This window comes from Amycolatopsis sp. EV170708-02-1, from assembly GCF_022479115.1.
Classification (GTDB): Bacteria; Actinomycetota; Actinomycetes; order Mycobacteriales; family Pseudonocardiaceae; genus Amycolatopsis.
Genome location: NZ_CP092497.1, coordinates 3,063,037 through 3,075,816, shown reverse-complemented (window position 1 = coordinate 3,075,816; position 12,780 = coordinate 3,063,037). Strand labels below are relative to the sequence as shown.

The window sequence follows — 12,780 nt, the reverse complement described above, 5'->3', positions numbered from 1 at the left end:
AGAACCTTCGATCGGACCGCGAAACTCGACGAAGGCGAGCGCCCATGTCCGAGCAGGTGCCCCCGGATCCCGTCCGATCCCCGTTCTCCCGGCGTTCCCTGCTCCGCGCCGGCGGTGGTCTCGCCGCGACGACGGCGCTGCTCGGCACCGGCGCGGTGTTCGCCGGACCGGCTTCGGCCGCGGTGCCGGCGTCCAAGCGGTTCGACCTCACCAAGCCGTCCTACGACGAGTTCCGCAGCAAGATCCTGCACGAATCGCATCATGTGATGCAGGGCTTCGCCTTCGACAACCAGAACGTGCGCATCTTCATCGTGAACGCCCGCAACGGCGGCACCGGGGACGACCTGTGTGTCACCCAGGTCAACTTCTCCGGCGAGATCCAGGGCTCGATGCATCTGAACAACGCCGGGCACGGGGTGTCGATCGGTGTCGAACCGGTGGGCACAGACTCCTACATCTGGATGGAATGCGACTCGGACGGTCCCACGGGCACCGGTCGCGGGACGGCGCTGGCCCGGTTCAAGTTCGTCAACGGTGGCACGCCGTCGGTGAAGAAGTTCCTCACCGGCAGCGACACGATCACCTGCGCCACCGATCCGATCAACAAGCGGATCGCGGTACGCCGCAAGGAAGGCGGCAAGATGTTCTACAGCGTCTACCCGCTCGCCTCCGCGGCCGCCGGCAACTTCAGCTCGCCGCTGGCGCATTTCGCGCAGCCCGCGCTGTCCACCGTGCCGGTGACCTTCCAGGGCTACACCATCTACGGCCAGTATCTGTACACATTGGACGGTACGGGGCACGCGGACCCCGCCGACATCAACTCCTACGTCACCTGTATCGACATGAACACGGGCACGGTGAAGAGCCGCGCGCTGACCAAGGCGGGGCAGTCGCTGGTGTTCCGCGAGCCGGAGGGCCTCGGGATCTACCGGAGCCTGGCCGGGGAAACCCGGCTGTACATGGGTTTCGGGTCGCGTAGCAGCATGGACAACATCAACCGCTACGCGAACCTGTTCTACAAGAACGTCCTCATCGACTGACGCGTCGCGGCGAACGCGGCCGCCGCCAGGGCGGCCGCGAAAAGCCCGTACGAGGCCAACAATCCGCTGGTGGACGAGCTCAAGGCGCCGCCGACGGCCCGTCCCAGCAATTGCCCGACGCATTCCGCGGTGATGACGGCGGTCGCGAGTTCCGCGGCGGTGAAACCGCTCGCGTCCGCTGTCGTGGCTCTGAGATACAGGCCGGGGTAAGCGAGCCCGACACCGATTCCGGCGACCGCCCAGGCGACGAGGGCCGTGGCGAACGAACCACCGAAGGCCACGGCCGCGGTGCCGAGGGCGGTCAGGCCCAGGCCCACGACGGGAAAGCGCGCCGAAGTGAACTTGGCCGCCACGAGGCTGGTCACCGCCCAGCCCAGCGGGGCGGCACTCAGCACGATCGCCGCCTGCCCGAGGCTCACCTGGAATCCGCTCGTCAGGAGCACGGTGATCAGGCTGTCCGCGCCGAAATAGCCGATCGCGAACAGCACCATCGCGCCGAGCGCCGCGGGCGTTCCCGGCCGGAGCCGCGCGGTGCCAGGTGGCAGGATCGCGATCATCCCGGCGGCGGTGATCGCCGCCCCCGCGAGCGCGAGTGGCCAGAAACCCGCGCCGAACACGACGATCGCCGCTCCCAGTGGCACCGACAGCGTCCGCAGCAGTGGCCGTGAAGCGGCGTCCGGTGCGTCACCGCGGGCGGCGCGCACGACCAGCAACCGTCCGAAAAGGACGAACGGCACCGGAAGCAGCAGGGTCCACCGCCAGCCGACGAGATGTTCCAGGCCGAGGGTCGCGGCCGGGCCCACCAGGGCGGGCACGATCCACATCGCCGAAGACGCCGCGATCACGCGGATCCGCAGCCGGTCGTCGAGATGCCGGATCGCCGAGCTGACACCGAAGATCGCCAGGAGCCCGCTGGCGAGCCCAGCGGAGAACTGGCCGAGGGCGAACATCCATGCGGTCCGCGCTGACGCGGCCAAGCCGAGCCCGCCGAGGTAGGCGATCATCCCGACGGCGAGCGTCCCGCGCGGCCCAAGCCTGCCGAGAACCCTGCTCGCCAAGGGAAGCGCGACGAACAGGCCCAGCGTCGAGCCGGCGATCAGGAGGCCGAGGTCGTTCCTCGCGTCGAGATCGCCGGCGACGACAGGCAGCAGAGTGGAGGCGACGAAACCGGTGACGGCGGCCGCGAATTCGAGCGCGACGATGCCGACCGCCAGCCGGACTCCCGTCACGTGTAGAGGTCGCGGTCGTACCGGTTGAGCTGCACCCAGACCCCGTCGGGATCCTGGACGCGCAGCGAATGGCCGAAGCCCTCGTCCATCGGCGGGCCCGGTTCGAATCCGGCCGCCCGCAGACGTTCCGCGACGTCCTCCAGGGGCTCGCCGACTTCGAAGGCCAGCTCGCAGCGGCCCACGTCGTCGCCGGACGACCGGTGGATGGCCAGCATCCCGGCCTCGGCGGGCATCTCGACCCAGCCGCCGGGGCGCGAAACCGGCCCGGTCCGCAGGCCGAGCACCTCGTAGAACCGCGTCATGGCCTCGACGTCCGCGCTGTAGCGGATCGGCATGATCTTCATCGCTCGCGCTCCTCACTGGTCCGCAGCAGGTACTCCTCCAGCACCCGTTCGACGAACGACGAAAGCGACTCGTCGGCGTCGACCGACGCGTGCTTCACCCGCTTGATGAGGTCGGGCGGCAGATAGACGTTGAATTGCCGTTTCTCGACCAGAGCCATGCTCGCATGCTAGCAAACGAGCACAAGGCCTACCGTGACCAGCGCCAGGCCCGCGCCGATCCACGGGATGGCGGCCAGCGAAGCACCCAGATTCAGCGCCCCGGCGGCGAAGGCCGGGGTGAGACTGATGCCCAGCTGAAAGGCGGACACCGTGGTCGCGCCGGCGAGGGTCGGGGCGGAGGCGGCGATCGTGAAGACCCGCCCGTAGAGCGCCGGATTGAGCACGAAGGCCGCGACGCCCAGCAAGAACACCGTCGGCACGACGACCCAGACGGACGTGGCGAAGAGGGCGAGCGTCGCCGAGAAGACCGCGATACCGGCGCCGCCGCCGAGCAGGGCGTGGCGCGGGCGACGGTCGGAGATCCGGCCGCCGATCGACAACCCGACGAAGGCGCCGATCCCGAACAGCGCGAGCACCGCGGGGATCCAGACCGCGGGAACGACGTCCGCGAGCATCGCCGCCAGGTAATTGAAGGACACCATGTACGCGGCGGTGCTCAGGATGGTGATCGCGTAGACGCCCCAAAGGCGCGGTGCCCGCATCGCGCGCAGCTCCCCCGAAAGGCTGGGCTCCGAGGAAGGCGCGGTGGCGGGCAGTCCGACGGCGCACGCGACCACGCCCACGACGGTCAGCGTCACGACACCCCAAAAGCCGCCGGTCCAGTCCGTGAGGTTGCTCAGCAGGGTGCCCACCGGTCCCCGGCCACCATGGCGACGCTGAGCCCGGCGACGACGACGCCGGAGGCGCGGGCGTTGCGATCGGGGGTCACCAGGCTGATCGCGGTCACGGTGGCGACCGCGAAGAACCCGGCGTAGGCGAGACCGGCGACGAATCTGGTGACCAGGAGGATCCAGTAGTCGTCGGCGAGCAGGCCGGCGGCGATGGCGGCGGCGAAGACGGCCTGCGTGGTCATCAACGCCGTACGCCGTGGCCACTTCAAGCTCAGCACGGCGAACGGCGGACCGCCCAGGACGACACCGAGGGCGAACGCGGTGATGAGCGCGCCCGCGGAGGACAGGGAGACGCCGAGATCGGCGGCGGCCGCGGGCAGGACCCCGGCCATCAGGAACTCGGCGCTCCCCATCGCGAACAGGCTGAAGGCGAGGAGGTAGACCCCGGCGGGGAGGCGTTTCGTCTCGATCATGGCGCCAGCATCGGGAGCTTCTGGCTGTTTCGGCAAAGAACTTTGCCGGAACCGGGACGAGCTGCTGTGCTGGCGACATGGAGAGCCAGCCCGCCGTCACCGCGGCGATCGAACTGATCGCGCCCCGCCTGCGCCGTGCCAGGGAAAAGAAAGGCACGACGCTGGTGGAGCTCAGCCGCGCCACCGGCATCTCCACCAGCACCCTGTCCCGCCTCGAATCCGGGCAGCGCAAGCCGAGCCTGGAGTTACTGCTGCCGGTGATCGCCGCGCTGGGCCTGCGCGTCGACGAGATCGTCGCCTCACCGAGAGTGCTCGACGTACCCTCGGACGGCCGGGTGCTCATCCCGCTCACCCGGCACGAGGACGGGCCCCGCGCCTACAAGATGACGATCCCGGCGAGCGACGACGAGCCCCGCACCCGGACGCACACCGGCCGTGAATGGCTCTATGTACTGCGTGGCAGGCTGCGGCTCGTGCTCGGCGACCAGGATGTCGTGCTCGGTCCCGGCGAGGCCGCCGAATTCGACTGCCGGACGCCGCATTGGTTCGGCGCCACCGGCCGCGGGCGGGTCGAGGTGCTCAGCCTCTTCGGCGAACAGGGCGAGCGGATCCACGTCCGCGCCCGCACCCGGTGAGCTCAGACGCGCTGCTGGATACGGATCAGGTTCCCGGACGGGTCGCGGACCGCGCCGTCACGCAGGCCGTACGGCTGGTCGGTGGGCTCCTGGATGATCTCGGCGCCCGCCTCCTGCAGGTGCTTGAAGAGCCCGTCGAGGTCGTCGGAGGAGAACAGGATCCCCGCGTACGTGCCCTTGGCCATCATCTCGTTGATCACCCGGCGTTCGTCCTCGGTGATCCCCGGGTCGACGGCGGGCGGGTGCAGCACGATCGACACGGGCTGCCCCGGCGGGCCGACGGTGAGCCAGCGCATGCCGTCGTAGCCGACGTCGTTGCGCACCTCGAAGCCGAGGAGGTCGCGGTAGAAGGCCAGTGCGGCTTCGGGGTCGGTCTGTGGGAGGAAGCTCCCGTGAATGGCGATGTCCATGACGGTCACGCTAGGTGAGACCGGTTCTGGACGCTTCTCGATTCCTGATCGCTCTTCCACGCCGCCCGGATCGCGTCGACACTGCGGTCGACGTCGGCTTCGGTCGTGCTCCAGTTCGACACGGAGATGCGCATCAGCCGCCGTCCGTGCCAAGTGGTCGCGCCCATCCAGCACTCGCCGGACCGCTGGAGGGCTTCGACGACGCCGTCCGTTTCGCCGTCGAAAGCGACGAGCACCTGGTTCAGCACCACGTCGTTCACGACGGTGACGCCGTCGCACGCTTCGAGTTTCTCGGCGAACCTCCTGGCCAGCGCGCAGCATCGTTCGACCATCTCGGCGATCCCCTCGCGGCCGAGTTCGCTGAGCGCGGCCCACGTCGCGAATCCTCGCGCGCGCCGGGACGACTCGGGCACGAAGTCGCCCGGCGCTCGCACGCCGCCGGCGCCCTGGCCGGTCAGGTATGCGGCGGTGACCGCCATGGCTGCCCGGTGCGATTCGGGGTGCGCGCAGAACGCGTAGCCGCTGTCGTACGGGACGTTGAGCCACTTGTGCCCGTCGACCGCCCAGGAATCGGCCCTTCCCAGCCCCGTGGTCAGCCGCCGGAGTGACGGGGCGGCGGCCGCCCAGAGCCCGAACGCGCCGTCGATGTGGACCCACGCGTCGTGCCGGTGGGCGATCTCCGTCGCGGCGGCGAAGTCGTCGAACGCGCCGGTGTTCACGTTCCCGGCCTGGAGGCAAACGATTGCGGGCCCGTCGAGCGTCCGCTCGAGTTCGGCGACGTCGATGGCGCCTTGACCGTTCGCGCGCACCGGCCGCACGGCGTCGGTGCCCAGGCCGAGCAGGCGGAGGGACCGGTCGATCGACGCGTGCCGCTCTTCCCCGGCGACGACCCGCAGCGGTGGCGCTCCGTGCAGTCCCCGGCGCTCGACGTCCCATCCGGCCCGCGCCAGCAGGTGATGCCGGGCGGCGGCCAGGCCGACCGTGTTCGCGCCCTGCCCGCCCGTCACGAAGCCGAAGGAGGCACCGGCCGGCAGGCCGAGGACCTCCTTGAGCCACTCGCCCGCCACTTCTTCGACGATCGCGGCGGCCGGCGAGGTGATCTGGTTGAACGCGGGCTGGTCCCAACCGGTCGCCAGCATGTCGGCCGCGGTCGCGGCGTCGAGCGCGCCACCGGTGACGAAACCGAAGTACCTCGGCCCGGTGTTCGCCACCAGCGCCGGCTCGACGGCGTCGGCCAGCCGCCGGATCACGTCGACGGGCGGGACGGGTTTCTCGGGCAGTTCACCGAGCTTCTCCCGGACACCCGTCGTGTCGTCCGGGAAGACCGGGGCGTCGGCGACGCTTTCGCGGTAGCGGGTGACGCGGGCGGCGACGTCGGCCAGCAGATCCCGCAACTCGGTCATTCACTCATGATTCCACGACCACGTCCGCGCCGGTTCTTCCCGAACCTGGCGCCCGCCAGGAACAGCCCGCCGACCAGCAGCAGGGCGATCGTCCCGGCGTCGAAACCGCCCAGCAGTCCGAGCAGGACCGCCCATGCGACGACGCCCGAGCCCAGCCAGGCGGGCACGCGTTCGCCGCGCCGGGTGTGCCGGAGCACCAGCCCGCCGAGCAGAAGCAGCGGCACCCCGAAACTGCCAGGGCTGAGCCAGAACGCCTCGGCCATGGGGAGCCGGTCGGGCGTGGGGTCCAGCGTGACCGTGTTGAAGAATCCTTCGTCGAAGATCCGCGCCCAGACTTCCTGGCGCATGAAGCCGGCGACGACGGTGTGGAAGAGGCCGCCGCCCAGCGCGAGGATCCCGCCCCAGGTGGCCGGGTCGCGCCACCGGACGCGGGTGGTGGTCGCTTCGTAGGGTTTATCGATTGTCCGCATGCGCATCAGGCTGCTCGCCGACGCGACGGGAATCCTCGGCCTGAGGTGCTCAGCCCCTCCTCCGAAATGATGAGATCGCCTCAGCTCGGACGCACGAGCCCGTTCTCGTACGCGAAGATCACCGCCTGCACCCGGTCACGGACCCCGAGTTTGGCGAGGAGATGACCGACGTGCGTTTTCACCGTGGTTTCGGAGAGGAAGAGCCGCTGCGCGGTCTCGGCGTTGGAGTAGCCCTGCGCGATCTCCAGCAACACGTCGCGTTCGCGCGCGGTGAGCCGGTTGAGGAGCGGGGAAGTCTCGCGTGCGACCGCGAGCTGGTCCAGCATGCGGCGGGTCGTGGAGCGCGCGATCACGGCGTCGCCGGCGTGGACGGCCCGGATGGCGTGCAGCACTTCGTCGGCCGACGCGTCCTTGAGCAGGAACCCGCTCGCCCCGGCGCGCAGTCCGGCGATGGCGTACTCGTCCAGATCGAACGTCGTCAGCAGGATCACCTTGGGCGCGTTCTCGCGGGCGGCGATCAGCCCGGTGGCCTCGACGCCGTCCATCCGCGGCATCTGGACGTCCATCAGCACGACATCGACCGTTGTCTCGGCGAGCTTCGCGACGGCCTCGACACCGTCGGCCGCCTGGACGACGATCCGGATGTCGTCGGTCGCGTCGACGACCATGGCCAGCCCGGTCCGGACCAGTTCCTGGTCGTCGACCAGCGCGACGTCGATCGTCATCCCGAAGCTCCTTGTTCGCCGACGCGGAACTCCGCGCACACCCTGAAACCGCCGTCGGCCGGACCGGCCTCGAACGTACCGCCCGCGGCGCGCACGCGTTCCCGGACGCCACTCAGTCCGGCGCCCGTCCCGGGGAGCGACGGCCGCTCGCCGGCACCGGCTCCGTCGTCGGCGACGACGAACACCGACGCGAGTGGGGTGTGCGTGATCGTGACGGTGACACTCGTGCGAGGGCCCGCGTGCTTGACGCTGTTGGTCAAGCCCTCCTGGACGAGCCGGTACGCCGCCATGGCCGCGCTCGCCGTCAGCGCGTCGGGCCGCCCCTGCTCGGACAGCCGGACGTCGACGCCTGTCGCGCGGACCCGCTCCACCAAGTCCGGTATCCCGGCGAGCGAGGGCCGCGTTTCGCTGTCCCGCAGCACCCGCAGCGTGCCCCGCATGTCGGCCAGCGCCTCACGAGCGGTCCCGGCGATGACGGAAAGCGCCTGTGCCGCGCGGTCCGGCGCCTTGGAAGCGATGGCGGAACCGCCTTCGGCCTGACGCACGATGACCGCCAGCGAATGGGCGACGATGTCGTGCATGTCGCGGGCGATGCGCTGGCGTTCGCCTGCCGCGGCACGCTCGGCGGCTTCCGCGGCCTCGTCGGCGAGGCGCCGCCGCCGGTCGAACCGGAAGCGGCCGACGGCCCAGGTGCCCGCCACCGCCGCGACCAGGGCGAGCACGGCCAGCAGCAGCGTGAGCCACCCCGCGGGCAGCGCTCCGTAGGCCGTCGCCGTCCTGGCCGTGCACAGCACCGCGCCGAGCACGCTGATTCCCAGGGCGAGCAGGCTCTCGCGCAGCGGCCGATGCGCGGCGACGGCGTACAGGAGCACCAGGTAGACCGCCGACGTCGGCAGAAAGAACAGCGGGATCTCCATGCTGTCGCTCGCGCTCGCCAGCCCCAGCGGCACGGGCCGGACCACCGTGTTCGGGAGTGCGACGAGCACCGCCATCGCGAACGCGGCGGTGATGAACGCGGCTTCGGTGGCGACCCGCCGCAACGCGACGGTGGAGTGCACGACGATCCCGCAGGCACCCGCCACCCACAACGCCCAGGCCGGGGAGTGGGCGACCAGGAGGATGTCGAGCGAACCCGGCCCCAGCAGTGCCGCGACGGCCAGGGCGAGCAGGAGGTCCGAACCGGCCGGGTGTGCCCGCGTCCACCGGTCCACGCGGTCGGTCCACGTCACGGCCACGATCGTAGACACCGTCGCCAGGCGGGACACCGGGCGTGACCAGGTCGTCATGTGACCTTGGGAAACCTTGTTTGACCTGCGTCGGAATGCCCCGGTACCGTAGGGCGTTAGCACTCTTGTCGGCTGAGTGCCAATGCACGAAGGAGCAGCAGTGCCCACCTACCAATACGCCTGCAAGGAATGCGACCACGCTTTCGAGGCCGTGCAGTCGTTCTCCGACGCGAGCTTGACCGTGTGCCCGCAGTGCTCGGGCCCGCTTCGCAAGGTCTTCAGCTCGGTCGGCGTGGTCTTCAAGGGCAGCGGGTTCTACCGCAACGATTCGCGCGACTCGAAGGCCAACACGACCGCGGCCCCGGCCAAGACCGAGACGAAGTCGGAGTCGAAGACCGAGTCCAAGCCGGAGACCAAGAGCGCGGCATCCTCCTCCACGGGTACGACGAAAACGGCCGCCGCCGCTTCCTGACGTCCCGAGTTGTCCACAAGCCCCCGGTTATCCACAGCCGGGGGTTTTCGTTCTTTCCAGGCCCAGGTGCCGCCCCTAACGTCGAGATCGACACCGATCGACGAGGGGGAATCCCGTGCTCCACGATCTGCCCGTCCTGCGAAGACTCCACGGCAGGCCCGCGCGGCTGCTGCGCCGCTGGCTTGCCCTGTCCCTGCTGCTCAGCGGCCTGGTCGTGCTCTTCCTGCCCGCGTCCGCACGCGGTGCGCCCGGCACCGCGACCGTGGTCTCCGCCCGTGATCTCCCGGCCGGGTCGGTGCTGCGCGCCGGCGACCTCAAACTCGTCGACCTCCCGGACGACGTCCGTCCACAGGGCGCCACCGGCCTGCCCGCCTCGGTGGAGGGACGGCTGCTCGTCGGCGCGGCGCGGGCCGGTGAGCCGCTGACCGACGTCCGGCTGCTGGACGCGGCCATCCCCAGATCGGGTGATCCCGAAAGTTCAACTGTCCCCGTGAGGCTCGCCGACGCCGGGGTCACGGAACTGCTCAGGCCGGGCCAGCGGGTCGACGTCGTCGCGTCCGCCGAGGCCGGGCGTGAAGCATCTGTGCTGGCCAGCATGGCCGTGGTGGCCGCCGTCGGCGAACAGGGTACCCGTGATCCGACGGCTCCCGGTGCCGGGAGCAAGGGACCTTTGGTGCTGCTTTCCCTGCCTTCCGCGCTCGCGACACGAGTCGCGGCCACCTCGCTGGAACGGTCCATAACGGTTACCCTCCGCTAGCTCGCGCCTGCCCTGTGGCGGCGGGCGCCTGCGTCCCCCCGGTATGGAGAAGGGACGGTCGGCGAACCGTCCCAGGTGAAAGAGGAGAGCGTCTTGATCAAGGGCTTCAAGGACTTCCTGATGCGCGGGAACGTCGTCGACCTGGCGGTCGCGGTGGTCATCGGCGCCGCGTTCACCGCGATCGTCACGGCCTTCACGAACGGCCTCATCAAACCGTTGATCAACGCCATCGGCGGGTCGGACGCCGCCAAGGGGCTGGGGTTCAACATCCTCAGCGCGAACGACTCGACGTTCATGGACTTCGGTGGCGTGATCAACGCGGCGATCAACTTCGTGATCGTGGCCGCCGTCGTCTACTTCGTGATCGTGCTGCCGGTCAAGCACGTCCAGGAGCGGCGCAAGCGCGGTGAGGAGGCCGGCCCGGCGGAGCCGACCGACGTCGAACTGCTCACCGAGATCCGCGACCTGCTGCGCGCGCAGCAGAACCGCCAGGGCTGAGCCGGTTCACCGGTCGTGATGAGGCGGCCGGTTCTCCAGGAACCACGAGTCGGAGTCCGGGGTGCGCTGCCCCGGCTCTCGCTCGTCGGAGGTCGTGTCCGGCAGGACGTCTCCGAAGATCTCGTCGGCCCGTCGTTTCGCCGCCGCGGCGGAGCGCTTGTCCTCGTCTTCACCTGGCATGACGTCCATTTTCGCACCGGTCGCGAGGTCCGCCGACCGGTGGGACCATCAGCGCATGAGCATTGTCGACAAAGCGAAGGGGCTGGCCGCCCAGGCCATCCACAAAGCGGAAGAGGTCGCGGGCGAAGTCCGCGAGAAGGCCGGGCCGCTGGCCGAGAAGGCGGGCGACGTCGCGGCCAAGGGTGTCTCGGCGGCGTCGGCCGGGGCGAACAAGGTCACCGGCGGCCGGTTCGAGGAGAAGATCGGCCACGTCACCGAAAAGGTGGAAGGGGTGTTGCACCACGACAAAAAGGGCGAGCCCGGGACAGAGCCCGGACCCGCCCCGAAGAACTAGGCCACTCGAAGGACTAGGCCTCTTCGAGCCCGGACAGCTCGTCGATCACGTACGGCACCAGCGACGAGAGCGTCGCCATGCCGTCGCGGACGGCCGCGCGTGAACCCGCGAGGTTGACCACCAGCGTGCTGCCGGAGACGCCGACGAGCCCGCGGGAGATGCCCGCGTCCACCGCGCCGGCGGCGAGGCCGGACGCGCGCAGTGCCTCACCGATGCCCGGGATCGGGCGGTCGAGCACACCGGCCGTCGCGTCGGGTGTGCGGTCGCGCGGGGAGACCCCGGTGCCGCCGACGGTGATCACCAGGTCGGCGCCGCCGATCACCGCGGTGTTGAGCGCGTTGCGGATCGCGGCCGTCTCGGCCTCGACCACGACGACGCCGTCGACGATGAATCCGGCCTCTTCGAGCAGCTCCGTGACCAACGGTCCCGTGTTGTCCTCGTGTTCGCCGTGGGCGACGCGATCGTCCACGATGACCACCAGTGCGCGGCCCAGCCGTTGTGCGCTCCGTTCCATAGGCACACCGTATCCGGTTTCGGCTGATCTTCGCTCCGGCGGTGCCGCGTAGTTGTGACGATTCCCTGACGTGAGCCGGTGATCCGGGGCCGCCGCCGGAAATCGCCCCTAGCGTCGGGATGGTGCGAACACTGATAACCGGCGGAGCCGGGTTCATCGGCTCCCACGTCGCCGATCTGCTGTCCGATCAAGGCCACGAGGTCGTCGTCCTCGACAACCTCCTCGGCACCGCGCACGGTTCGCCGCGCCCGCCCGGGTACACCGGCCGCCACCGGTTCCTGCGTGGCGACGTCACCGACACCGAACTGGTCGCGGAGCTGTTGGACGGTGTCGACGCGGTCTGCCATCAGGCGGCCGTCGTGGGGCACGGGGTCGACCCGTCCGACGCGCCGTCGTACGCGCTGAACAACGACTACGGGACCGCTGTCCTGCTCGCGGCGATGCACCGGGCGAAGGTCCGGAAGCTGGTGCTCGCCTCGTCGATGGTCGTCTACGGCGAAGGCCGCTACGAATGTCCCGTCCACGGGATCGTTCCGCCGTCACCGCGGAAACAGTCCGATGTGGATGCCGGCCGTTTCGAGCCCACGTGCGTGGCTTGCGGTGCCGAGCTCGGCTGGCGGCTGGTCCCCGAAGACGCGCCGTTGCGGCCGCGGAGCACCTACGCGGCCACCAAGCTCGCGCAGGAACATCTGGCGGCGGCGTGGGCCCGGCAGACCGGCGGAACGGTCTGGGCCCTGCGCTATCACAACGTCTACGGGCCGCGGATGCCGCAGAACACCCCGTACGCCGGTGTCGCGTCGCTGTTCCGCTCCTCGCTTTCGCGCGGCGAGGCGCCGATCGTGCTGGAGGACGGGAAACAGCAGCGCGACTTCGTGCATGTCCACGACGTGGCAAGGGCGAACGTCCTGGCGCTGGGCACCGACGGCCCCGAAGGCGATCTGACGCCGCTGAACATCTGTTCCGGGCAACCCCATTCCGTCGGCGAACTCGCCGAGGAACTCGCGAAGGCCTGCGGCGGACCGGCTCCGGAGATCGCCGGAGGTGCCCGGCCAGCCGACGTCCGGCACGTCGTCGCGGATCCCGCCCGCGCCCGGCGGCTGCTCGGTTTCACCGCGCGAACGGGTTTCGCCGAAGGCATCGCCGGTTTCGCCACCGCTGAGCTGCGGGAACCGGTCGGTTCCTGAAACCGGGAACAGACCGGGCCCCCGGCCGGTTGTCGTTCCCGGCAACGGAATCGACT

Annotated in this window: 17 protein-coding genes and 1 pseudogene; 7 read left to right on the top strand and 11 right to left on the bottom strand. The window is 70.1% G+C overall.

Translation table 11 applies throughout. From position 1 onward, the window contains the following. The first annotated feature begins 44 nt into the window (after positions 1 to 44). Complete coding sequence (locus tag MJQ72_RS14300) at positions 45 to 1,040, top strand: teichoic acid biosynthesis protein C (RefSeq protein ID WP_240599635.1); 996 nt, start codon at positions 45 to 47, stop codon at positions 1,038 to 1,040. Here MJQ72_RS14300 and MJQ72_RS14295 read toward each other — a convergent pair. The 4 genes and pseudogenes from MJQ72_RS14295 to MJQ72_RS14280 all read right to left on the bottom strand — a co-directional run bounded on the left by MJQ72_RS14295 (position 1,016) and on the right by MJQ72_RS14280 (position 3,916). Beyond that, entirely contained in the window at positions 1,016 to 2,269 is a 1,254-nt protein-coding gene (locus MJQ72_RS14295) for an MFS transporter (RefSeq protein ID WP_240599634.1), read from the bottom strand. The genes MJQ72_RS14300 and MJQ72_RS14295 overlap by 25 nt on opposite strands. Further along, entirely contained in the window at positions 2,266 to 2,613 is a 348-nt protein-coding gene (locus MJQ72_RS14290) for a VOC family protein (protein WP_240599633.1), read from the bottom strand. The genes MJQ72_RS14295 and MJQ72_RS14290 overlap by 4 nt, the downstream gene beginning before the upstream one ends. Continuing rightward, positions 2,610 to 2,771, bottom strand: coding sequence for a CopG family transcriptional regulator (locus MJQ72_RS14285; protein WP_240599632.1), 162 nt, complete (start codon positions 2,769 to 2,771; stop codon positions 2,610 to 2,612). The genes MJQ72_RS14290 and MJQ72_RS14285 overlap by 4 nt, the downstream gene beginning before the upstream one ends. A 9-nt stretch (positions 2,772 to 2,780) precedes the next feature. Further along, positions 2,781 to 3,916: pseudogene (locus MJQ72_RS14280) on the bottom strand (MFS transporter). Positions 3,917 to 3,993: 77 nt separating this feature from the next. Here MJQ72_RS14280 and MJQ72_RS14275 point away from each other — a divergent pair. After that, a complete protein-coding gene (locus tag MJQ72_RS14275; protein WP_240599631.1) occupies positions 3,994 to 4,551 on the top strand; it encodes a helix-turn-helix domain-containing protein in 558 nt (185 codons plus the stop codon). A 2-nt stretch (positions 4,552 to 4,553) separates the two neighbouring features. Here MJQ72_RS14275 and MJQ72_RS14270 read toward each other — a convergent pair whose 3' ends face one another. The 5 genes from MJQ72_RS14270 to MJQ72_RS14250 all read right to left on the bottom strand — a co-directional run bounded on the left by MJQ72_RS14270 (position 4,554) and on the right by MJQ72_RS14250 (position 8,788). After that, entirely contained in the window at positions 4,554 to 4,961 is a 408-nt protein-coding gene (locus MJQ72_RS14270) for a VOC family protein (RefSeq protein WP_240599630.1), read from the bottom strand. Between the two features lie 5 nt (positions 4,962 to 4,966). Continuing rightward, positions 4,967 to 6,364 (bottom strand): aminotransferase class V-fold PLP-dependent enzyme, encoded by a 1,398-nt coding sequence (locus MJQ72_RS14265; RefSeq protein ID WP_240599629.1) that lies wholly within the window; start codon positions 6,362 to 6,364, stop codon positions 4,967 to 4,969. Continuing rightward, complete coding sequence (locus MJQ72_RS14260; protein ID WP_240599628.1) at positions 6,361 to 6,834, bottom strand: DUF6463 family protein; 474 nt, start codon at positions 6,832 to 6,834, stop codon at positions 6,361 to 6,363. The genes MJQ72_RS14265 and MJQ72_RS14260 overlap by 4 nt, the downstream gene beginning before the upstream one ends. Before the next feature lie 80 nt (positions 6,835 to 6,914). Continuing rightward, positions 6,915 to 7,559 (bottom strand): response regulator transcription factor, encoded by a 645-nt coding sequence (locus tag MJQ72_RS14255; RefSeq protein WP_240599627.1) that lies wholly within the window; start codon positions 7,557 to 7,559, stop codon positions 6,915 to 6,917. Then, positions 7,556 to 8,788 carry a sensor histidine kinase gene (locus MJQ72_RS14250; protein ID WP_240599626.1) on the bottom strand — a complete coding sequence of 411 codons (1,233 nt, stop codon included), beginning with the start codon at positions 8,786 to 8,788 and terminating at the stop codon, positions 7,556 to 7,558. Before MJQ72_RS14250 ends, MJQ72_RS14255 begins: the two co-directional genes overlap by 4 nt. Before the next feature lie 157 nt (positions 8,789 to 8,945). On the opposite strand from MJQ72_RS14250, the gene MJQ72_RS14245 reads away from it, so the two are divergent. From MJQ72_RS14245 to mscL, 3 genes are all read left to right on the top strand, one after another. Next, the gene (locus MJQ72_RS14245) at positions 8,946 to 9,257 is read left to right on the top strand and encodes an FmdB family zinc ribbon protein (RefSeq protein ID WP_240599625.1); all 312 of its coding nucleotides are present in this window, start codon (positions 8,946 to 8,948) and stop codon (positions 9,255 to 9,257) included. A 115-nt stretch (positions 9,258 to 9,372) separates the two neighbouring features. Then, positions 9,373 to 10,014: an SAF domain-containing protein gene (locus tag MJQ72_RS14240; protein ID WP_240599624.1), complete on the top strand. Its 642-nt coding sequence runs from the start codon at positions 9,373 to 9,375 to the stop codon at positions 10,012 to 10,014. Positions 10,015 to 10,107: 93 nt separating this feature from the next. Further along, the gene (gene mscL, locus MJQ72_RS14235) at positions 10,108 to 10,512 is read left to right on the top strand and encodes a large-conductance mechanosensitive channel protein MscL (RefSeq protein ID WP_240599623.1); all 405 of its coding nucleotides are present in this window, start codon (positions 10,108 to 10,110) and stop codon (positions 10,510 to 10,512) included. A gap of 6 nt (positions 10,513 to 10,518) precedes the next feature. Here the strand turns inward: mscL and MJQ72_RS14230 are convergent, their stop codons facing one another. After that, the gene (locus MJQ72_RS14230; RefSeq protein WP_240599622.1) at positions 10,519 to 10,692 is read right to left on the bottom strand and encodes a hypothetical protein; all 174 of its coding nucleotides are present in this window, start codon (positions 10,690 to 10,692) and stop codon (positions 10,519 to 10,521) included. 55 nt (positions 10,693 to 10,747) lie between these two features. Here MJQ72_RS14230 and MJQ72_RS14225 point away from each other — a divergent pair, with 55 nt between their 5' ends. Continuing rightward, positions 10,748 to 11,026, top strand: coding sequence for a hypothetical protein (locus tag MJQ72_RS14225; protein WP_240599621.1), 279 nt, complete (start codon positions 10,748 to 10,750; stop codon positions 11,024 to 11,026). Positions 11,027 to 11,039: 13 nt separating this feature from the next. On the opposite strand, the gene MJQ72_RS14220 is transcribed toward MJQ72_RS14225, so the two are convergent. Beyond that, a complete protein-coding gene (locus MJQ72_RS14220; protein ID WP_005155592.1) occupies positions 11,040 to 11,540 on the bottom strand; it encodes a molybdenum cofactor biosynthesis protein B in 501 nt (166 codons plus the stop codon). Positions 11,541 to 11,662: 122 nt separating this feature from the next. On the opposite strand from MJQ72_RS14220, the gene MJQ72_RS14215 reads away from it, so the two are divergent. Further along, entirely contained in the window at positions 11,663 to 12,724 is a 1,062-nt protein-coding gene (locus MJQ72_RS14215) for an NAD-dependent epimerase/dehydratase family protein (RefSeq protein ID WP_240599620.1), read from the top strand. Positions 12,725 to 12,780 lie beyond the last annotated feature (56 nt).

Bases quoted from the DNA above. Each gene is read 5' to 3' on its own strand.
- MJQ72_RS14220 (WP_005155592.1), bottom strand. From the start codon at position 11,540: ATGGAACGGAGCGCACAACGGCTGGGCCGCGCACTGGTGGTCATCGTG.
- MJQ72_RS14275 (WP_240599631.1), top strand. From the start codon at position 3,994: ATGGAGAGCCAGCCCGCCGTCACCGCGGCGATCGAACTGATCGCGCCC.
- MJQ72_RS14270 (WP_240599630.1), bottom strand. From the start codon at position 4,961: ATGGACATCGCCATTCACGGGAGCTTCCTCCCACAGACCGACCCCGAA.
- MJQ72_RS14285 (WP_240599632.1), bottom strand. From the start codon at position 2,771: ATGGCTCTGGTCGAGAAACGGCAATTCAACGTCTATCTGCCGCCCGAC.
- MJQ72_RS14225 (WP_240599621.1), top strand. From the start codon at position 10,748: ATGAGCATTGTCGACAAAGCGAAGGGGCTGGCCGCCCAGGCCATCCAC.
- MJQ72_RS14230 (WP_240599622.1), bottom strand. From the start codon at position 10,692: ATGCCAGGTGAAGACGAGGACAAGCGCTCCGCCGCGGCGGCGAAACGA.
- MJQ72_RS14260 (WP_240599628.1), bottom strand. From the start codon at position 6,834: ATGCGGACAATCGATAAACCCTACGAAGCGACCACCACCCGCGTCCGG.
- MJQ72_RS14265 (WP_240599629.1), bottom strand. From the start codon at position 6,364: ATGACCGAGTTGCGGGATCTGCTGGCCGACGTCGCCGCCCGCGTCACC.
- MJQ72_RS14255 (WP_240599627.1), bottom strand. From the start codon at position 7,559: ATGACGATCGACGTCGCGCTGGTCGACGACCAGGAACTGGTCCGGACC.
- MJQ72_RS14290 (WP_240599633.1), bottom strand. From the start codon at position 2,613: ATGAAGATCATGCCGATCCGCTACAGCGCGGACGTCGAGGCCATGACG.
- MJQ72_RS14300 (WP_240599635.1), top strand. From the start codon at position 45: ATGTCCGAGCAGGTGCCCCCGGATCCCGTCCGATCCCCGTTCTCCCGG.